The 20,832-nt window shown below is 42.5% G+C and carries 13 protein-coding genes; 5 read left to right on the top strand and 8 right to left on the bottom strand.

The window, feature by feature from the left end:
- Positions 1-3: 3 nt before the first annotated feature.
- The 4 genes from RUMTOR_RS10945 to metG all read right to left on the bottom strand — a co-directional run bounded on the left by RUMTOR_RS10945 (position 4) and on the right by metG (position 6,336).
- Positions 4-1,020: a helix-turn-helix transcriptional regulator gene (locus RUMTOR_RS10945; protein WP_044998257.1), complete on the bottom strand. Its 1,017-nt coding sequence runs from the start codon at positions 1,018-1,020 to the stop codon at positions 4-6.
- Positions 1,021-1,509: 489 nt separating this feature from the next.
- Complete coding sequence (locus tag RUMTOR_RS10950; protein ID WP_004847888.1) at positions 1,510-3,522, bottom strand: beta-propeller domain-containing protein; 2,013 nt, start codon at positions 3,520-3,522, stop codon at positions 1,510-1,512.
- Positions 3,523-3,610: 88 nt separating this feature from the next.
- The gene (locus RUMTOR_RS10955) at positions 3,611-4,138 is read right to left on the bottom strand and encodes an RNA polymerase sigma factor (protein ID WP_009243552.1); all 528 of its coding nucleotides are present in this window, start codon (positions 4,136-4,138) and stop codon (positions 3,611-3,613) included.
- A 296-nt stretch (positions 4,139-4,434) separates the two neighbouring features.
- Entirely contained in the window at positions 4,435-6,336 is a 1,902-nt protein-coding gene (metG, locus tag RUMTOR_RS10960) for a methionine--tRNA ligase (RefSeq protein ID WP_004847890.1), read from the bottom strand.
- Between the two features lie 347 nt (positions 6,337-6,683).
- Here metG and RUMTOR_RS10965 point away from each other — a divergent pair, with 347 nt between their 5' ends.
- Positions 6,684-8,051, top strand: a complete 1,368-nt coding sequence (locus tag RUMTOR_RS10965; RefSeq protein WP_004847892.1) for an MATE family efflux transporter — start codon at positions 6,684-6,686, stop codon at positions 8,049-8,051.
- Positions 8,052-8,103: 52 nt separating this feature from the next.
- Here RUMTOR_RS10965 and RUMTOR_RS10970 read toward each other — a convergent pair whose 3' ends face one another.
- Complete coding sequence (locus tag RUMTOR_RS10970) at positions 8,104-10,743, bottom strand: sensor histidine kinase (RefSeq protein WP_004847893.1); 2,640 nt, start codon at positions 10,741-10,743, stop codon at positions 8,104-8,106.
- Positions 10,744-10,774: 31 nt separating this feature from the next.
- Positions 10,775-11,473 (bottom strand): response regulator transcription factor, encoded by a 699-nt coding sequence (locus tag RUMTOR_RS10975; RefSeq protein ID WP_004847894.1) that lies wholly within the window; start codon positions 11,471-11,473, stop codon positions 10,775-10,777.
- Between the two features lie 400 nt (positions 11,474-11,873).
- On the opposite strand from RUMTOR_RS10975, the gene RUMTOR_RS10980 reads away from it, so the two are divergent.
- From RUMTOR_RS10980 to asnB, 3 genes are read left to right on the top strand one after another with little or no spacing between them, the layout of a single operon-like run.
- Positions 11,874-12,770: a dipicolinate synthase subunit DpsA gene (locus RUMTOR_RS10980; RefSeq protein ID WP_004847896.1), complete on the top strand. Its 897-nt coding sequence runs from the start codon at positions 11,874-11,876 to the stop codon at positions 12,768-12,770.
- Positions 12,771-12,801: 31 nt separating this feature from the next.
- Entirely contained in the window at positions 12,802-13,395 is a 594-nt protein-coding gene (locus RUMTOR_RS10985) for a dipicolinate synthase subunit B (protein WP_009243553.1), read from the top strand.
- Positions 13,396-13,412: 17 nt separating this feature from the next.
- Positions 13,413-15,275, top strand: coding sequence for an asparagine synthase (glutamine-hydrolyzing) (gene asnB, locus RUMTOR_RS10990; RefSeq protein WP_004847898.1), 1,863 nt, complete (start codon positions 13,413-13,415; stop codon positions 15,273-15,275).
- Between the two features lie 75 nt (positions 15,276-15,350).
- On the opposite strand, the gene RUMTOR_RS10995 is transcribed toward asnB, so the two are convergent.
- Positions 15,351-17,756 (bottom strand): hypothetical protein, encoded by a 2,406-nt coding sequence (locus tag RUMTOR_RS10995; RefSeq protein WP_044998259.1) that lies wholly within the window; start codon positions 17,754-17,756, stop codon positions 15,351-15,353.
- A gap of 56 nt (positions 17,757-17,812) precedes the next feature.
- Positions 17,813-19,900 carry an efflux RND transporter permease subunit gene (locus RUMTOR_RS11000; protein WP_009243556.1) on the bottom strand — a complete coding sequence of 696 codons (2,088 nt, stop codon included), beginning with the start codon at positions 19,898-19,900 and terminating at the stop codon, positions 17,813-17,815.
- Between the two features lie 177 nt (positions 19,901-20,077).
- Between RUMTOR_RS11000 and RUMTOR_RS11005 the strand changes: the two genes are divergently transcribed.
- The gene (locus RUMTOR_RS11005) at positions 20,078-20,677 is read left to right on the top strand and encodes a TetR/AcrR family transcriptional regulator (protein ID WP_004847901.1); all 600 of its coding nucleotides are present in this window, start codon (positions 20,078-20,080) and stop codon (positions 20,675-20,677) included.
- The last annotated feature ends 155 nt before the right edge of the window (positions 20,678-20,832 follow it).

Genomic DNA, 20,832 nt, shown 5'->3' on the forward strand with positions numbered 1-20,832 from the left:
GTTTCAATTCTCCCTTCTGTTTTCTATAGGAAGCGCATACTGCTCCGCAAGTTTCTCAATCTCCTTGCGCACCTGATTTACAACATTCTTCGGGCTGACAATTTTTGCCTGACTGCCAAGCGCAAATACCCAGCTTATGAACTGACTGCTTACCTGAACGTCTACACTCACAGTGAAATGATCGGCATCCGCCGGAATCATCATCACATCTTTCCCGAAACGATCTACAATAACACCTGCCAGCGAATTTTCAACAAGAAGTTTTACCGACTGTTCTTTTCCCCCGAACATGCCAAAACTCTTTTTTGAATACGACGCCATGTCGATCTTTTGAAACTCCTCCTTTCCCTCCCGTATCTCTTCCGACAGCAAAATATGAAGCATTTTATCGACTCTGTAATGCCGGATCTGCTCTGCCCGGGAATCATATCCGATCAGATAATAATTCTCATGATCCCATAGCAGCCCCCACGGGCTGATATGGTAATACGCTTCTCCGTGACGAAGCTCCGGTTCTTTTTTCACATTCCACTGATAATATTGAAATTTAATTTTTTTGTTTTGTGAAATTGCATTATAAATCGTATCGACGCTGTAATAAACAGTTTCATTCATCGTCTTAATCCGCCCTGAAACAAACACCTGCCGCCGAAGATCCGCCGCATCATGCTGACTGACAAGAGTTTCCAGTTTTCCTATCAACCGGTTCGTCATCTTCTCTGTAATAAATTTTGACGACTGTATCGCATCAACAAGAAGTTTCAGTTCAGCCAGTTCAAATTGTCTGCCTATCACATGATAGCGGTATCCTCTCCCGCTGCGCTCACCTTCTACTTCAATGCCGAATTCTTCTAAATCTTTCAACGATTCATACAGACTTCTTCTCTCTGCGATAATATCATACTTTTCCAACTCTTTTTGAATCTCCGGCATTGTCAGATAATGTGTTTCATCCGTCTTTTCACACATGATCTGTGCGAGACGGTACAGCTTAAACTTTTGATTTGCTCCCTTCGGCATAATACAACGCTCCCGTACTTTAGTCATAATGATATAATATCATATTTCTGCGTTTTCCACTACGGAAACCATCTCTGACTTCTCACTTCACGGCTTTTCACTCTATGAATTCATAATAATCCGCTTCGCAGCTAAAAAGCATCCACGTTCCTTCTACATACCCCATATAACCCTCTTCCGTATTATATCCTTTCATATCTTCTTCCCCTTTCGACAGACTGATTTATAATTTTTATATTTATTCCGCTTTTGTTATATTTACAATATCAGTTAAGCTGTCGTATAAAAATGACTCTTTCATACTTCTTCGTTACGGCAAGGGATTTGATTTTCTTTCATTTTGTTTAATTTTCGCTTCGCTTTTAAGGCTTCAAAAAAGACGCCGATACGTCAATATGATATCAGCGCCTTTTCCCCAAAATTTTTATCTAAGTTCCGTTACGGATTCTGAATTTTCTTTGGAAATTCATTCCATCTGCCAATCGTCTATTACAGGACAAGATCGTCTATTTTTTCAAATCCGTTTAACGTAAATGATTCGACTGTATTTCCGGCTACAAGATAAAATGTTTCTCCGATATACAATCCTCGGACATTTCCGTAATTAACAATATCTTTTGAAAATACTTCTTTAAAACCTTCCGCTTCATCGTAAGTAAACATTTTATATTCGATCGAATCTCCGTACGCCATAAATCCAAACAGATTCTTTTCTGCATCGGCAAATACCGCCTTATAATTATATCCTGCGTCTGTGCTAAGCACATTCTCTAAAACATAGGTTGACATCTCCTTTACATTTGCCGGATCACTTATGTCAAACATAGACAGCTTCACACCTTCTGTCGTCATGCCCTCTTCATCTACGCTCAATCCGATTCCAAGCAGTTTTCCATCGCCATACGGATGCAGATAATCTGAAAATCCCGGTATCTTCAATTCTCCGATGATCTTTGGATTTGACGGATCTGAAAGATCCACGGAAAACAGCGGATCGATCTGCTTAAATGTCACAAAATATCCGATATCGCCCATAAATCTCGCTGAATGGATTGTTTCCTCTTTCGCCAGATTCTGAATACTTCCGGTCATTTCCAGATTTTCATCCAACACATATAACGCATTTGTTTCTATAGATGCATTATCCACTGCCACTTCATCTTCAACTATAACATCCGATCCGCCTTCTTCCACATACGGAACAGGCATGATCCGGTTGTTATAATCACTGGGAATCACTGTCGCTGCAATTCGCAAATATCCGTTATATTCATCGATACTAAAGGAATCATTCAAAACGCCGTCGATCTTTGTCTGTCCTACCGCATCTAAAGTTCCCTTATCATAAGCGATCTTACGGATCGAAGTCTGGATATTCTCTGTCTCGCTTTTTCCGTAATACTCCTCTGTTATATAAATATTATTTTCGCTCACATAACACATTCCCGCGTTTCCGAAAATCGCCTTTGTCTGTAATTTCTCAGTCGGGTCGGAAAGCGCAAATGCAGAAATAACCGTGTGCTGACTTCCGGTCGTTCCCTGCGGCATATATATATCTTCCGCGCGGAGCAGACTTCCCTGGATCTGCGGGATATAATCGCTTTCGTTTGATACCGACGAATCATAATATGTGTAAAAATCGCTGACTAAATAAACATATCCGTCTTTCACGCGCATTGTATGATACTGCCCGCTCTGAGAAATCACTCCTGCTTCTCTCGGATTCGCCGGATCGGTCACATCATAAACTGCCGCGCATGTATAATCTTTATAAATTCCGTCTTCTGCTTTCTTTCCTTCTTCACATTTTGATTCGGTATACAATATCACAAGCCGCCCATCGGAAACAAAAACCTCTCTTATAAAACAATTTTCATCTATCTCGATACTTGCCAGATCTTTCATCTCTGCTTGAGATACATCTACAATCTCTACTGTCTGATCATTTAGAATGTAAAGATTCTTCCCGTCAGTCTTAACAGTGTCCGCTTCGCCGACTCCCTCTTGTCTGATATTTGTATCAGAATAATCGGCACCTGCCATATCTTTTGTCGATTCGGCTACAGAAGATTCCGCCATGGCCCCGTCCGTCATATAGGCCGCGTCTGCTCTGCCGAATCCGTTCTGCCCTTTCGCCCTTTTCTCATTTTCTTTCAAATATTTTTTAATTTCATCATAATTTTTTGCCAGTGCGATTTTTCCCTGATCTTCTTCTGATCTGCCTTCTGTTACCGTTCCCGGCCGTTCATTTTTTCCTGCGTTCATATTCGTATATCCGACTGCTCCCACTACAAGACAAACGCAAGCCGCTGCTGCCACTGAGGCATATTTCCAACGGCGATTATTCGACTTTTTCTTCTTTCTCGTCTCCAACATCTTTTCAACCGCTTCCGGCTCAAGCGAACCGGGGATCTTTTCATCTTCAACAGTTTGCTTCATCTTCTCTTTCATTTCTTTCTCAATCATATCCTGATTTTTCGTTTCTTTTTTATTCTCTGACATAGATAATCTCCTTTCGTTATTTTGATGGTTTTTGTTATTTTTTCTTCTTATTATCTTCTATTTTCTCCATCTTCAAAACGCCTGCCATTCAGTCCAGCATTTCACGCATCTTGCCGAAAGCACGGCTCTTCCTTGATCGGACCGTTCCCGGGTTCTTCCCCAGCATCTCGGCTATTTCTTCGCTTCTGTATCCTCCGAATACGGAAAATGCAACTATCGTCTGCTCCTCTTCCTCTAATGATTCAAACGCCTTCTTTACATCATGGCGCTGTGCAAAATCTATTTCCTCTGCTCCGAGGTTTTTGGCATCCTCTTCACTCACTTGATTCGACGTATTACCGTTTTTCCGTAATATCTTTTTACACTCATTATTTAGAATCGTAAACATCCAACTCTTGAAAGAATTTTCTTTCTTTAGTCCGGATATATTTTCATATGCAGATATCACTGCCTCACTGACCGCATCTTCTGCATCCTGCGTATGTTTCGTCATATAAAGCGCAAACCGATACAGATCTTTATAAATCTCAGCATACAACTGCGAAAAGGCTTTCGTATCTCCCAACTTCGCTTTTTTAATAAGCTGACGCTGTATATCCACTATTCCTGCGGACATAAGCTCCCTCCTTTCATCTCTTTCGCACTGACTTAAATATGCTTTCATATATAAGAGTACCTTGATAAGCATTTTGTTGCATTAAAAACAACAAAATTTTTTAACTTTTCTCTGTAAGAACAAAGTGACAATCCCACTTCAATATCTTCCCGAAAGATGTTATCCCATAAGAACTCAAAATTTTCTATAGAATAAAAAAATATCTGCGGGATGAACTGTCTGTGTTCAGCCAACAGATATTTTTTCTCTATGTTTCTCTGATCTTATCTAATCTTATCTATTCTTCTCTATTCTTATTAGCAGATCTCCGCTCCCGCAGGCATTGCTTTCTCAGGAGTCATAAGCGCCAGATTGCCTTCTGCATCTTCTGCACAAAGAAGCATGCCTTCACTGAGTACTCCCGCCAGCTTTGCAGGCTTCAGGTTCACAAGTACCATCACTTTTTTCCCTACCATCTCTTCCGGTGTATAATGTGCTTTAATACCTGAAACGATCTGTTTCACCTGACTTCCTACCTTTACCTGAGAACAAAGGAGTTTTTTTGATTTTTTCACTGCCTCACAAGCGATGATCTCTCCTACTTGGAACTGCATCGCTCCAAACTGTTCAAACGTAATCTCCGGCTTTGCCTCGATATCGATCACATCTTCCTCTTCCTCTGCTTCTTCTATATGAGGATGAAGTTCTTCTACTTTTTTCATTACTTCTTCCAGATCCAGTCTTTGGAAAAGAATCTCCGGTTTCTCCGTCACATGCCCGTCTCCGAGCTGATCCAGAATCTTTTTGCTTGTAGACGGCATGAAGGATTCAAGAAGGCGCGCTCCTGCTGAGATTCCCTGGATCAGATTCCAAAGAACTGTTTCCAGACGATCTTTCTTTTCTTCATCTTTTGCCAACGCCCACGGCATCGTTTCATCGATATATTTGTTGCAGCGTTTGAACAGATTAAAGATCTCTGTGATCGCATCCGCCACACGCAGCCCGTCCATTTTCGCATCAACCGCTTTCGGTGTATTGTCGATCACCGCTTTCAGATCTGCATCGACATCCTCCGCCGCTCCTTTATCGGAAACAACGCCGCCAAAGTATTTATTTGTCATAGAAACTGTACGGTTTACAAGGTTTCCTAATGTATTGGCAAGATCGGAATTTAAACGTTCTACCATAAGCTCCCATGTGATCACTCCGTCATTTTCAAACGGCATCTCATGAAGAACGAAATAACGTACTGCATCTACCCCGAAGAAATCAACAAGCTCGTCTGCATAAAGAACATTTCCTTTTGATTTGCTCATCTTCCCGTCTCCCTGAAGAAGCCACGGATGACCGAATACTTGCTTCGGAAGCGGAAGCCCAAGCGCCATTAAAAAGATCGGCCAGTAGATCGTATGGAAACGGATAATGTCTTTTCCGATCAAATGCAGGTCAGCCGGCCACAATTTTGCATACTGTTCCGTGCTGTCTCCGTCTGCATCATAACCGATTCCCGTGATATAGTTTGTCAGCGCGTCAAGCCATACATAAACGACATGCTTATCGTCAAAATCAACCGGAATTCCCCACTTAAACGAAGTTCTGGATACGCACAGATCCTGAAGTCCCGGAAGAAGGAAGTTGTTCATCATCTCATTTTTTCTGGAAACAGGCTGAATAAATTCAGGATGTGTATTAATATGCTCGATCAGTCGGTCTGCATACTTACTCATTTTGAAGAAATACGCTTCTTCTTTCGCCGGTTGCACTTCTCTTCCGCAGTCAGGACATTTTCCGTCTACGAGCTGTGACTCTGTAAAGAAAGACTCGCACGGCGTACAGTACATTCCTTCGTAATGACCTTTATAAATATCGCCCTGATCATACAGCTTTTTGAAAATCTTCTGTACCTGCTTCTCATGGTCTTCGTCTGTCGTACGAATGAATTTGTCATAGGACGTATCCATCAGATCCCATATCTTCTTGATCTCAGCGGAAACACCGTCTACAAATTCTTTCGGTGTAACGCCCGCTTCTTCTGCTTTCAGTTCGATCTTCTGACCATGCTCATCTGTTCCTGTCTGAAAAAATACATCATACCCCTGACTTCTCTTATAACGGGCAATCGCATCTGCCAAAACGATCTCATATGTGTTTCCGATATGCGGCTTGCCGGAAGTATAGGCAATCGCCGTCGTAATATAATATTTCTGTTTCTCTGACATAGTTTTCTCTCCTTTATCCCCCTGTGATCCGAAGAAATATCTCCTCTGAATCTTCAGTTGGTTTTGTCTTTAAAAAGGATAGCATACATACCAAATAATGTAAAGGTTGGATAAATACCTCTCTTTTACAAATGCATTTACAAAATAACACTTCAGCCCGCGCCATTCGTAAAACCGCGCTGCGTGCTTATCGTGGCTAATTCCATTGTTTTACTCATGAAAATTTCTCGAAAAGTTATTAAAAACTTCATCTTGAAAATTTCCCGTTTTCTATTCATAATATAATCTGTAATGAAACCGTAATAGTTTTTTAACAAAGCTTATACTTTATAAAGAGGGGATTTAAAATGACAGCTTCAAAATCGAAAAAGAACAAATATGAAATAGACATGTGCAATGGAACTGTTTTAGACAAACTGATTTCATTTTCCATTCCGCTCATGCTCTCCAGTATTCTCCAGCTTCTTTTCAATGCAGTAGATATCGTCGTTGTCGGAAGATTTTCAGGAAGCCGCGCTCTGGCGGCAGTCGGCTCTACGACAGCGCTAATCAATGTATTTACGAATCTTTTTATCGGAGTTTCCCTCGGAGCGAACGTACTGGCTGCCCGTTTCTATGCGACAAAACAGGAAAAGCAGATGTCTGAAACAGTACATACCGCAGTTACTTTCGCTTTGATCAGCGGAATCGTCATGGTCTTTGTCGGACTTTTCTTTTCAAAAGCAGCCCTGCTGCTTATGGACACTCCTTCAGACGTCATCGGCCAGTCCGCCCTTTATATGCGGATTTATTTCGCCGGAATGCCCTTCTTTATGCTCTATAATTACGGAGCGGCAATCCTGCGTGCCGTCGGAGATACAAAACGGCCTTTATTTTTCCTTATCATCGCGGGAATCGTAAACGCAGCTTTAAACCTCTTCCTCGTGATCGTATTACACCTCGGAGTCGCGGGAGTTGCAATCGCCACAGTGATCGCACAGATGATCTCCTGTCTCCTTGTCCTTCGCTGTCTATATCGCTCGGACGGAAGCTATCAACTTCGATTTTCCGCAATGACAATCAAGTGGATCTATTTAAAACAAATTTTTCAGGTAGGTATTCCCGCAGGCATACAAAGTACGGTTATCAACTTCTCAAACGTACTTCTTCAATCTTCGGTAAACTCTTTTGGTTCTATCGCAATGGCGGGCTATACAGCTGCAAATAATATCTTCGGATTTCTGTACGCCGCAGCCAACTCGATCACACAGGCATGTATGAGTTTTACAAGCCAGAACTACGGCGCGGGAAAATGGAAACGAATGGACAAAGTTCTTCGGAACTGTATTCTGCTGTCCGTTGTCGTTTCATTAATCTTAGGCGGAGGTTCATATCTCTTCGGACCGGAACTGTTAAAAATCTATACTTCAGATCCGAAAGTCATTCAATGCGGAATGGAAATACTTTTGTATACTACCGTAACTTATTTTATGTGCGGACTGATGGACCTCTTTCCCGGCGCGTTGCGCGGAATGGGATATTCTGCAATTCCGATGCTTCTTTCTATCATCGGAACAGTCGGAACGAGGATTGTCTGGATCTTCATGATCTTCCCTCGCCACAGATCATTGGATGTTTTGTTTATCTCTTATCCCGCATCATGGCTTATCACGATCATACTGCAGGTAATCTGCTATTTCTTCGTAAGAAAAAGGATACACAATCCCCTTCCCTAAGGTGAAAAACCTACCTTAAAAAGGGAAGGGGCGAATCCAATCAATATATATTTTACATCGGCTTTATCCTTGGAAATCTGATGTCTACTTTGAACAGATCTCCGTCAAGATACAACTCGAAAACTCCTCCTTGCATTTCAGTCAGACTTTTGGCGATTGAAAGACCGAGTCCGCTTCCTTCCGTACTCCGGGAAATATCTCCTCTGATGAATCGCTCTGTCAACTCATCTGCCGAAATATTCAACTGCTGCTCGGATACATTTTTCAAAGAAAACTTAACTTCCGACTCCGATACCGAAAGATCTGCATAAACTCTCGTCCCCGGCATTGCATATTTTGCCGCATTGCCGAAGATATTTTCAAGCACCCTCCACATACGGCGTCCGTCTACATGTATCACCGCCGCTTCTTCCGGAAGGTTCAATACAACCGACAGGTTTCGCGCGGCAAATTTTTCTGCCATTTCCCCTTCCGTCTGCTGTACCATCTCACGGAAATCAATATCCATATATTCTAACGTAATATTTCCGCTGCTTACTTTCGACGCTTCCACAACGTCTTCTGTCAGCGTCTTAAGTCTCTGCGCTTTTACTTCAAGAATATCAAGATACCCTAGTATCTTTTCATCGGCAATATCAGACCGCTTCAAAATATCCACATAATTTATAATTGATGTAAGCGGAGTCTTGATGTCATGCGATACATTTGTGATCAAATCCGTTTTCAAACGTTCGTTTCGCATCGCCTCATCGATTGCGCGGTTCAGACCGCTTCCGATATCATTGACATTCTCGGCGATATTGCGTTCCGTTCCCCGCAGTCCTTTTAGTTCGATCCGATACTCAAGATTGCCTGATGCGATCTGTTCGATCCCTTTCTTGATCCTGACTTTTGCAAGCATACTTCCCACGACAATCCAAAACGTCACTCCGTCTGCTGCCAGAGCTGCCAGCGCCATCGGTACATTTCTGACAAAAAACGTAATCCAGTGGATGACTAAAAATGCACTGATCCAAAGAACGGTCCGCCAAACGTCATTACTCGAATCGACTATTCTTTTGCAAAAAGAAAGAATCATACAAAGCAGACTTCCATTCCACAAACTCTTCGCTTTCATTCTGCGGATAAGACTCATATAACCCGCGAAAAAGCAGATAAACGTAAACGCTCCATATAAAAATGCACCCGCTATCTCTAAAAAACTTACTTTCTGAACAAACAGCATAGAATAAACTTCCGGCATATCGCTCATATAGCGCGCTCCATAATAGTCAAGAGTTTCTACCATATTGTAGACATTATCGCTGTCGATCATTCCCATGCCTACGATAACTGCCGTTCCTACTGCCCATACTCCGATCACGGCAACTGCCGCGATCTCTGTTTTCCATCTGTCAAAGCCTGTTAAATGAACTTCGTTATCTCCATCTTTTCTTCCTGCCATCAACCCTGACATGACAAAACTGATAAGGAACAAAATTCCGCTAAGACACAAGATCACGAACCCGCCTCTTAGCAGCGGGATATTTTTTTCATAAATCCGGTCTCTTTCATAGAACATATCTTTGACCGGATAAGAAGTATCAACTGCCACCGCAAAAATACTGTCATACGTCTTGTCGGTATCATAAGAGCGCACCATATCCCATTCATTTGTCGGTAATATATCCATATTTGTTTCAAAATCTTTTAATTTCGGATAAACAAAAATGTATTTCACATTTTTTCCTGATTTCATGTCCGCTATGCATTCTTCAATGTTCGTTTTTATTCCCGACTCGCCTTTTGCCATAAGATTTGCATATTCGCTTTTATTTGTCGTAACTTTTTTTGTATCCTGATCTATATATAAATAAGTAAAGTTTGTGTTTCCCTCTTCCAGGTGTTCCCACCCGCTCTTATATCGGCTGTATTTATCATTTATACTCGTAAGAACAGATGCCAGATGATCATAAATAACCATAAGCTTTCCGTTTAACTCCGGGCGTTCATTTACAACTTGGAGAAGATTAGCCGCTCCTAAGGGCGCATAATTCTCACGGACTGAATCCCCGTAATTCCAACAGTCTGTATACAATTTACTGCCTTCTGCATCATATATGCTTATTTTATCACTCACTCCGGATGAGGTAAGCGTTCCGTTGCTTAAGTCATTTAAAAATGACTCAACATCCATTCTATCATCTTCTAATACGAGTTGAAGTTCTCCTGTTTCAAGCTGATTCAGAAACTCTTCCGTATAGTAATAATAGTATTTTCCGCTTGGCTGTTTGCAGACGATTACTGCGTTTTTATCATATACACCGCCTGATTCTACACTGTATGCCTTGCTCCACTCTATCAGATCCGACAGTCTGTATACCAGTCCGGAATGATTTTCAGCGTCTGCTCCCGACGCTCCAAAATAAGACATTACGTCGATCACTTTATCCGGATTGTATGCTCCGTCTGACTCAAACAGCGTTTTTAACTGAAACTGTTCAAGCACCTGAAGCATATAGCTTTCTACTGTATTGCTAAAATCCGAAGATTCTTCATATGGCTCTCCTATTAACTTTACCGTCTCTGCCGGATTCAGCGTTCCGGTCAGCCGCGTTGTTACTATAAGAGATGTGAAAAACATCGCTCCGGTTAACACGCCTACGATCAGGACGACCGCTTTCATCGCAGTCCTTCTGTACCATCCTTTCATTCACATTCCTCTCTTTACCTGTTTTTCTTATCTACTGCACCTTCTCAATCTTATATCCGACTCCCCAGACAACTTTCAAATACCGCGGCTCTTTTGGATTAATCTCAATCTTCTCCCTTATATGCCGTATATGAACGGCAACCGTATTATCAGCCCCGATAGCTTCCTCATTCCAGATCATTTCATATATCTGATTGATCGAAAAAACGCGCCCCTGATTCTTCATAAGAAGAAGGAGGATATTATATTCGATCGGAGTCAATCTTACTAACTCCCCATCTACTGTCACTTCTTTCAGATCGTCATTAATCCTAAGGCCGCCGACAGAATATATTTTATCATTTTCATTCTGAGCCGTGCCGCCAAGCTGCGTATACCTGCGAAGCTGAGATTTCACTCGCGCAACAAGTTCCAAAGGACTAAACGGCTTTGTAACATAATCGTCCGCTCCTACATTAAGTCCGAGTATCTTATCCGCATCTTCCGATTTTGCGGAAAGGATAATGATGGGAATACTGTTTTTCTCTCGTATTTTCAAAGTTGCCCGAATCCCGTCAAGTTTCGGCATCATCACATCAAGAAGAAGCAGATGAACCTCTTCTCTTTCAAGCATTTCAAGAGCTTCCGTACCGTCATACGCCTTCAGTATACGATATCCTTCCTGCGTCAGATAAATTTCGATTGCTTCCACTATTTCTTTGTCATCGTCACATACTAATATATTGTACATTATCAATCACCTCTCCTACTCTCTCCTAATATTAACATGATAACGCATATTTTTTAAAAGGAATAAGAAAAAATCTTATAACTTTATTAATATCATGACAACCGGAGCTGTTTTTCATTACCTTATTCCTTTTTCTGCTCATCTTATTGCCTTCCCTTCTACTTTATTTGATTTCATGTCAATAACAAAAGTGATTTGTTTTCTATTCGTTTTGTGATATAGTTAATATCACTCTCTTTTATCATTTTTTGCCCCGCTATAAAAAGGATGCTGATATACACAGCACTGCCGACATCCCGGGAATATTCCGAAAAAATATACGACAAGCAAGGTTATTTATACTCACATCTTTTTCTCACTCGCATATAGTAATTAAAAATGTTTCTTAAGCGGTGTTTTTATGTCTTCATTTTCATATGATTTCTCTGTTTTAGGCGGTGATGCGCGTCAGGTTTTTCTTGCAGAAATGTTAGCAGAATCGGGCCGTTCTCTTTGTCATTACGCTTTGGCCTCTCAGCCGAACAACTGCAGCTCCGTCTCCGAACATGTTTCCATAGTACGCGAAGCGCCTTCTCTCGAAGAAGCCTGTATCCATTCCGGGTCCGTCATCTGCCCTTTTCCGTTTACTAAAAACGGCGCGGATGTTTCGGTTGAAAATAGCATCTATCGTTTCTCTATTCAGACGCTGCTTCATCTTCTGCGGCCCGGTCAGTCTTTGTTTGCCGGGGGCATCCCTCCTTCTTTTAAAAAAGAAGCCGCCGAAAATAACGTCGCTGTTTTTGATTATGCAGACGATATATCGCTTCCTGTTTACAACAGTATCTCGACTGCAGAAGGCGCAATCTGCGAAGCGATCCTCCACAGTCCTTTCAATCTGCACAAAAGCAGATGCGCAGTACTTGGATTCGGAAAATGCGGTCACTCTATTGTTTACCGTTTAAAGGGATTATCCGCAAACGTTTCCGTTTTTACAGATAACGCCGAAGAATCCGCCCGCGCGTCAGTTATTGCCGACAAAAGTTTCCCCTTAAAATCACTTTCCGATCACGCCGGAGATTTTCGCTTCATTTTTAATACTGTTCCGGCGCAATTTATAAATGAAGAGACTTTAAAAAACGTAGATCTTTCTGCTCTTATTATTGATATTGCCTCTTCCCCCGGAGGGGTCGATTATGACGCGGCTCAGCGTCTCGGCATATCTGCTCTGCACTGCTTAGGACTTCCCGGCAAATATGCTCCCGCATCTTCTGCCCGTCACTTAAAACAATTTATCGAATCAAAACTGTATCTCTCATAATTCATGCGCAAAATGAAAGGAGGAATCCCCTTTGTCCTTAAAAGAAACGCAGATCGGAGTCGCTTTTACCGGCTCGTTCTGCACTTACAAAAAAGCATTTCTGGAACTGCAAAAACTTTCAAACTGCTGTGGCTCTGTCCAGACAGTCTTTTCAACCGCAGCCGCATCCACAGACTCCCGTTTCGGTTCTGCCGAATCATTTTATAGGCGTGCAGAAGAAATTACGGGAAATAAACCGATGATGACTATTTCCGAAGCAGAGCCGATCGGTCCGAAAAACCTTTTCGACGCACTTGTGATCCTTCCGTGCACCGGAAATACGCTTGCCAAACTGGCAAACGGAATCACCGACACACCTGCTTTAATGGCGGCAAAAGCCCATTTACGCAACAACAAACCGCTTCTTTTATCTTTATCGACAAACGACGCCCTCGGTATGAATATGAAAAATATCGGACTTCTTTTAAATACGAAAAATATCTACTTTGTTCCGTTCGGGCAGGATGATCCCGAAAAAAAGCCGAATTCAATGACTGCCCATACCGATCTGCTTATCCCGGCTTTGGAAGCCGCTCTTGAGAACCGGCAGCTTCAGCCTGTCATACGCGATATTGTCAAAAAATAGAAGAAGGAGAATTTTCTATGTGCGGAATCGCCGGATTTTTTAACCCATCTGCGGATTATACAAAAGAAAAGAACTACAGAAACCACATTTTAGAAATGATGAATCAAGTTCAAAAGCACCGTGGGCCGGATGATGAAGGTACGTTTCTCTCCCCTCAATGCGGGCTTGCCCATGTTCGTCTGAACATCATCGACTTAGTCACCGGACATCAGCCGATGAGACGCGTCAGAGGCGATCACAGTTGTGTCATTGCATATAACGGTGAAATATATAATGCCCCGGAACTGAAAGCAGAATTGATTTCTGAAGGTGAACAGTTTCTGACGTCCGGCGATACAGAAGTAATCCTTGCCGGATTTATGCGCTGCGGACCATCTTTTATTAAAAAGTTAAACGGAATCTTTGCAATCGCGCTGTGGGATGAATCTTGTCAAACGCTTCATCTGTTCCGCGACAGGCTCGGTGTCAAACCTCTCTTTTATACAAAAAAAGACGAGACTACTATTTTTTCTTCCGAAATCAAGGGATTATTTGCCTATCCCGATATCGTTCCCGAACTTGACCGGAACAGCCTCAATGAAATATTCGCCTTAGGTCCTGCAAAAACATACGGAAAAGGTGTATTTAAAAATATTCTTGAAGTGCTCCCCGGCGAACACATTTCCATTAGTCACACTTCTTTCAAAAGACAGTTTTACTGGAAACTTAGCAGCTGCCTCCACACTGATTCGCCTTCTGATACAATCGAAAAAACGAGATGGCTTCTCACAGATTCCATCAAAAAGCAGATGCTTTCAGACGTTCCCATCTGCACGTTTCTTTCCGGCGGAATAGACAGCAGCCTCGTCACTGCCGTCTGCGCCGGACATCTGGCAAAATCAGGGGAAAAACTAAATACTTTTTCTTTTGATTTCACGGAAAACAAAACGTATTTTAAATCCAATACATTCCAGCCAAGTCAGGATCGTCCGTTTGCCGAACAGATGGCAGAATTATATGAAACAAACCATCACTTCCTCGAATGCAGCAGTCAGGATCAACTGGATTATCTGTACAAAGCCGTAGACGCGCGGGATCTCCCCTGCATGGCCGACGTCGAGTCCTCTATGTTGTATTTCTGTTCACTTGTCAAACAGTTCAACAGCGTTGTCCTTACAGGCGAATGTGCTGATGAAATTTTCGGAGGCTACCCTTGGTTTCATAAAAAAAGCTCATTTGAAACGAATATGTTTCCATGGTCGCCTTCTATGCAGCCGCGGCAAGCATTGTTAGACGACGATTTTATTCACGAACTGAACATGGAAGAATATGCCCTTAACGCCTATGAACAGACGATTCGTGAAACGCCGGTTCTACCTGATGATTCTCCCGAAGAAAAACGTCGGCGTGAGATCGCCTACCTGAATATCCGCTGGTTTATGGCAACTCTTCTTGATCGGATGGACCGCGCCGGTATGTACAGCGGACTTGAAGCCCGCGTACCGTTTGCCGATTATCGGATCGTAGAATACGTTTTCAATATCCCGTGGGACATCAAATGTCCGGACGGAATTGTAAAAGGTCTGCTCCGCCATGCCGGAGAGGGCATCTTGCCAAAAGAGATCTTGTGGAGACGCAAAAGTCCTTATCCAAAAACTTATGATCCTCATTATGAAGCATTGCTCGCAGATCAACTAAAAGAAGTCCTCGCTTCCCCCAATGCTCCTATACGAACATTTCTTGATAAAAAGAAAGTATTGCGTTTCCTTGATACGCCTTCCGACTACGGAAAACCATGGTATGGGCAGCTTATGGCAGGACCTCAGATGCTTGCTTATATGCTGCAGGTCAATTATTGGATGGAAAAATGGAAGCATCCACTCCCAAGTGGATGCTCCTGAACAGAAGTTTATTTAATTGTCCTTATAAAAAATGCCTCTCCTGCGGCTCAGACAGGGGAGGCATTTTTTCTGCTTTTATTCAATCGCTTCTGTTTCGATTACAAATTTTACATTACCGTCCATCGCGCTGTCTTTTCCGCTGAACGTATCATAGCTGCACTCTTTAGATGTCAGCGCTTCTAACCGGTTCATCAATTCTCCGACCGCACCTTCAACCGTTGTTTTCAGTTTACTCGTTCCTTCTGCATCAAACGTCTTCATTCCGTCCGCCAGCGTCACAGCTCCTTCTGACAAAGTTTTCGCTCCGCTGTTCAAAGCCGACACTCCGTTTTTCAGTACGCTGCTGTTTTCTTTTAACTGCTCCGCTCCTGCCGTAAGCTGACTGTTAAAGCTGCCTAATTGTGTAAATCCTCCGTTTAGCTGTGCGATTCCGGAAGCCGCTTTCGGTACTGATACTGCAAGAGATTGATCTAAAGATGATAGATTCGTATGCAAAGATCCGATTCCACTGTTAAGCCCCTGCATTCCCGTATTTAGATCGTCGATCTTACCTGTCAGCGCTCCCAGTTGATCCAAAGGCAGGTTTTCTCCCGCTTTCTGGATTGCGTCTAATTTTTCTTCTACTTCGGGAAGTTTTGCATTCATTCCTGCAGCCGCAAGTTTTAATGTAAACAGATCTACTTTCATTTTTCCTACTGCATTTTGAACAGCCTGCACATCCACGCCTGACAGATCCGCCTGCACCGGATTTAGTTTTCCTTCTATAGAAGAAAGTTCCGGCATATCGGTCACTTCAGCCGCGGCGTTTTTCGCTTCATTCAGCGCCTGTATCGCATTATCAAGATCTGCAAGAGCCGCTGACTGAGGATCATTTTGTGCGATTTCATTTCTCTTCGCCGTCAGGGAATCTACCGCCTGTTGAATCGTCTGTGAACTTGAGATGGCTTTCGTCTTAGCTGACGTAATCTTTTCGTTATTCGCCGCAATCTGTCCATTATCGACATCAATAACAGCATTATTTTCGTTTACCGCAGTATTTACGGCAGTACATGCATTTGTAAGATTCGTCTGCAAATCTGAAATTTTCTGAAGCTCTCCTGAAATTGCCTGTGCCTGCGCCGCAAGATCCTGAACCGGGGTTACGATTCCGTTTTGCAGACTTGTTTCCAGCCCTTTCGTTTCCTCAATGAGCGCCTTTCCCATCTCGATCATACTTGTCACCTGCTGCATCACAGCCTGAACAGCCTCTGTTCCGAGAACCTGTACAAGCTGCTGCGTTCCGTCTGCCAATTTCTGCGCTCCTGCCTTAATATCTTTCTCATTCACGCTTGTCAAACTTCCGTCTGTGGCTGCGCTAAGCTGACTCACTGCTGACTGAACCTGGGATAAGCCTGCGCTCAATTCCGTAAGGCTTTTTGCGCCGTCTGCTAACTGTTGTTCCCCATTTACATAAGATACAACTCCATTTGCCAACGTATCCGTTCCATCTGTATATTTCTTGATGCCGTCTTCTAATTCTGCCGCGCCGGAAGAAAGCTGCGCCGCCCCGGAAGACAACGTATCTGTTCCGCTTACCAGTTCCAACGCCGCATTTTCCAGCTCATCAAGAGCGCTTTGCAAAGAACTGTAATCAACGATTTCTTTCACATTCAAATCTTCCAAAATATCGGACAATGCGACCGTATAAGTAGAGGACATCGTAAAATCCGTTACGTCCGCGCTTATCTCAAGACTTTCAGGAAGCGATACCTGCGAAGACGACTGCGAGAAATCATTCATTCCCAGACTTTCTTTCATACCCGGAACAGCAAATCCAAGTACGATATTTCTATTCCCGTCTGACACTACTTTTCCGTTGTCGATCGCCACATTGCTAAACGTCTCATTCGGAAGTATCATTCCTGTCATCATTACAAACGGACTGCTTAGTTCTTCGGATTTTCCGCTTACATTCACCGATTTCTTTGTGTTATTTGTATAATCAATTTTGATCTTCAGATGTCCGCTTTTTCCTTTCAGCTCTGAAGGACTGATTTTCTTTCCATCCAGATAATAGGTCAGTTTCACGGAAACCGGAAGTTCTTTTTCAGTCGTTCCCTGATAATAAATATCTGCGCCGTTTGTATCCCACGTCAGATTATCGCCCGACTCCGAAAAGGTTTCTTCTCCTTTAATATTTTTAATACCGTCAAGTTCGCTGACATCTTTTAAACTTTCTGTCGTTCCCGCATTTTTCAGCCAATCCGAAACTGTTATAAGTTTTACCGCTCCGTTTGCATCTGCATTGACATAAACCGTTTCTTCTTTAAACAGGCCTTCGTCTGCCTGTTCTCCGCTTTTTGTACTTTCTGTTTTCACAGTTTCCGTCTGCTCTGCCGCATATACTGCTGCCGGAGCGATCTGTCCGAATCCGGTAAGCGCCGCCGCTCCGAAAGCCAGTGAAGCCGCTACTACATGTTTCATTCTTCTGTTTTTATTCATAACTGCCAACATCCTTTCCCGACATTCATAGTTTTACTTTTTGTTTCCATTACTTTTTATTGCGCCGTTTTCTTCGCCTTTTCTCCGAGAAATCCAATCGATGTCTTACAGATAATTTTATCAAATATCATAAACATCGCCGGAAGTACAAGTATAACTACGATCATACTGATGATCGCTCCCCTTGCCAACAATGTACATATAGAACCGATCATGTCTACTTTAGAGTAGCACGCCACTCCGAACGTCGCCGCAAAGAAACTTAAACCGCTGCTGATAATTGACGGCATGCTTGTTTTATGAGCGATCGCGATCGCTTCTTTTTTCGACCTTCCGCGTCCGCGTTCTTTCTGATAACGGCTCGTCATCAAGATCGCATAGTCAACAGTCGCTCCAAGCTGAATCGTTCCGATCACAATACTTGCCACAAACGGAAGTTCCGTTCCCATATAATATGGAAACGCCATGTTGACCGCTATTGCAAACTCGATAACCGATACAAGAATAACCGGAAGGGAAATTGACTTAAATACGATCATAATGATCAGAAAGATCGCCGCCATCGAAAGAACATTGACCATTGTAAGGTCTACATCCGTTACATCCTGAAGGTCTTTCATCAAAGGCGCTTCCCCGATCACCATAGCGTCATCGTCATATGATTTCACAATATCGTCGATCTGTGCGATCTGTGTATTTACCTGATCTGTTGCAGATGCATATTCCGAACAAATAAATGCCAGCTCATAGTGATCGCTTTTCAACATACTCTTAATATCGTCCGGGATCATCGAATCCGGCACGGACGGACCTATCAAAGAGTTCATGCTGATCGTCCATTTTACACCGTCAACTTCATCAACCTGATCGAGCATTTTCTGTTTCTGCACACCATCCATATTTTTATCCATGAGGATCATATGCATGTTTCCCATTTCAAAATCCTTTTCCAGTTTTTCATTCGCCACATTACTGTCAAGCGATCCCGGAAGAGACTGAGCGATATTATAATAGATCTTCGTATGGTTGTTTCCGTAAATTGCAGGGAACAAAAGGACAAGGAACAAAACGATCCAGACAGCATAATGTTTCGTAATAAACTCTGACGGTTTATTCATATTAGAAAACAGTGGTCTATGCGTTGTTTTTTCTATCCATTTGTCAAATACAAGAACAAGTGAAGGAAGCAGCGTCACACAACAGAGCACTCCCATAACAACACCTTTTGCCATTACGATTCCGAGATCTCTTCCAAGTGTAAACGTCATGGCGCACAACGCCGCGAAGCCTGCGATCGTTGTCACCGAACTTCCGACAACCGACTTAAACGTATTCGCGATCGCATGCCCCATCGCCCGTTCTTTTTCTCCCGGAAACCGTTTCTTATTTTCCTCATAACTATTCAAAAGGAAAATGGAATAATCCATCGTTACGCCTAACTGTAAAATCGCAGTCAGCGCTTTCGTAATATAGGACGTTTCTCCCAAAAAGATATTGCTTCCGAGATTATATACAATCGCCGCTCCGATACTTATCAAAAACAAGATCGGTACAAGAAACGACGTGGACGTCAGTTCCAATATCAAAAGACAGCAGAGTACTGCGATCACCACATAAATCGGGAGCTCATGCAGGCAAAGATTTTTAATATCTGTAACAACACCTGTCATTCCGCTTATAAAGCATTGCTTATCTGCAATCTGCCTCATCTGTGTCACCGCATCCATTGCCTCGTCCGAAGATGTCGTATTATCAAAAAGAGCCAACATCATCGTTGCTTCTCCTTTGAAAAAGGCTTCCCTTATATCCTTCGGCAGCATCTCGACGGGAAGACTGATATCTGCGGCATCATCGTACCATAACACATCTTTTACATGCGGTACTTCGCTGAACTTTTCTTCCAGCTTCTGTACATCCTTTAGTTCCATATCTTCTACTACGACCATGGAAAACGCTCCCATGCCATATTCATCTACCAAAATATCCTGCCCCTTCACGGTTTCAAGATGTTCAGGCAGATAGCTGAGCAGATCATAGTTGACCCTCGTATTCACGATTCCGAAAAAAGACGGAATCATAAGCAGCGCGCTGACAATCAAGATCAACACCCGATGCTTTGCAATCCACTTGCCTGCTTTGACCACTGAAATCATCTCCTTATTTTTTGTATAATACACAATATATTCCAAAAATGACTAATAGTCAATATTTTTCAGCGATAAAAATGAATTTTAGTCATTTTATTGACTTTCTCAATAAAACAATTCATAATATAGGAAAATAACAAAAGATTAAGCATCAAAAATAAGAGGGGATCTATTATGAGCAAAGTTGATGATAATAAAAAGCAGAAAGAGAGCACACTTCTCGAAACTGCCTTTCATCTTTTCACAGGAAAAGGATTTGCCAAAACAACAATTTCTGATATTGTCCAACAGGCCGGCCTTGCAAAAGGAACTTTTTACCTGTATTTCAAGGATAAATACGATCTGCGTGACAAACTCATCGTATATAAGGCAAATCAACTTTTTGACGATGCACACCGCGCTCTTGAAAAAGCAAATGTGAGCAGTTTTGAGGATGAACTGCTCTTTACTACGGACTACATTATCGAACGATTTCAAAAAAACCACTTCTTCATGGAGTTTATTGCCAAAAACTTATCATGGGGGATATTTAAAAGTGTCTTTACAAACGGAGATCCTTCTTTCTCCAGCCAATTCTACGATCACTACATGACCGCTTTGAAAAAATACAATGTAAACTGCCCTGCTCCGGAACTGCTTCTATTCACGATGATAGAACTGATCGGCTCTACAAGTTATAACTGTATCCATAACAGCCAGCCTGTCAGTATGGAAGAATATCTGCCGTATCTGCACAGATCACTGCATCACATATTACTTGCATTTACAGAATAATTACCGCAACATATATCACAGACATTTACAGAATAATTACCACAACATATATCGCCGACAGTCACAGAATAGTTATCACCGCAGATATCACTGGCATCCACAGAATAGTTATCGCCGCAGATATCACTGGCATCCACAGAATAGTTATCGCGGAG

This window comes from [Ruminococcus] torques ATCC 27756 (assembly GCF_000153925.1).
GTDB lineage: Bacteria > Bacillota > Clostridia > Lachnospirales > Lachnospiraceae > Mediterraneibacter > Mediterraneibacter torques.

Coding starts and splice junctions, on each gene's coding strand:
- RUMTOR_RS10945 (WP_044998257.1), bottom strand. CDS start 1,020: ATGCCGAAGGGAGCAAATCAAAAGTTTAAGCTGTACCGTCTCGCACAG.
- RUMTOR_RS10950 (WP_004847888.1), bottom strand. CDS start 3,522: ATGTCAGAGAATAAAAAAGAAACGAAAAATCAGGATATGATTGAGAAA.
- RUMTOR_RS10955 (WP_009243552.1), bottom strand. CDS start 4,138: ATGTCCGCAGGAATAGTGGATATACAGCGTCAGCTTATTAAAAAAGCG.
- metG (WP_004847890.1), bottom strand. CDS start 6,336: ATGTCAGAGAAACAGAAATATTATATTACGACGGCGATTGCCTATACT.
- RUMTOR_RS10965 (WP_004847892.1), top strand. CDS start 6,684: ATGACAGCTTCAAAATCGAAAAAGAACAAATATGAAATAGACATGTGC.
- RUMTOR_RS10970 (WP_004847893.1), bottom strand. CDS start 10,743: ATGAAAGGATGGTACAGAAGGACTGCGATGAAAGCGGTCGTCCTGATC.
- RUMTOR_RS10975 (WP_004847894.1), bottom strand. CDS start 11,473: ATGTACAATATATTAGTATGTGACGATGACAAAGAAATAGTGGAAGCA.
- RUMTOR_RS10980 (WP_004847896.1), top strand. CDS start 11,874: ATGTCTTCATTTTCATATGATTTCTCTGTTTTAGGCGGTGATGCGCGT.
- asnB (WP_004847898.1), top strand. CDS start 13,413: ATGTGCGGAATCGCCGGATTTTTTAACCCATCTGCGGATTATACAAAA.
- RUMTOR_RS10995 (WP_044998259.1), bottom strand. CDS start 17,756: ATGAATAAAAACAGAAGAATGAAACATGTAGTAGCGGCTTCACTGGCT.
- RUMTOR_RS11005 (WP_004847901.1), top strand. CDS start 20,078: ATGAGCAAAGTTGATGATAATAAAAAGCAGAAAGAGAGCACACTTCTC.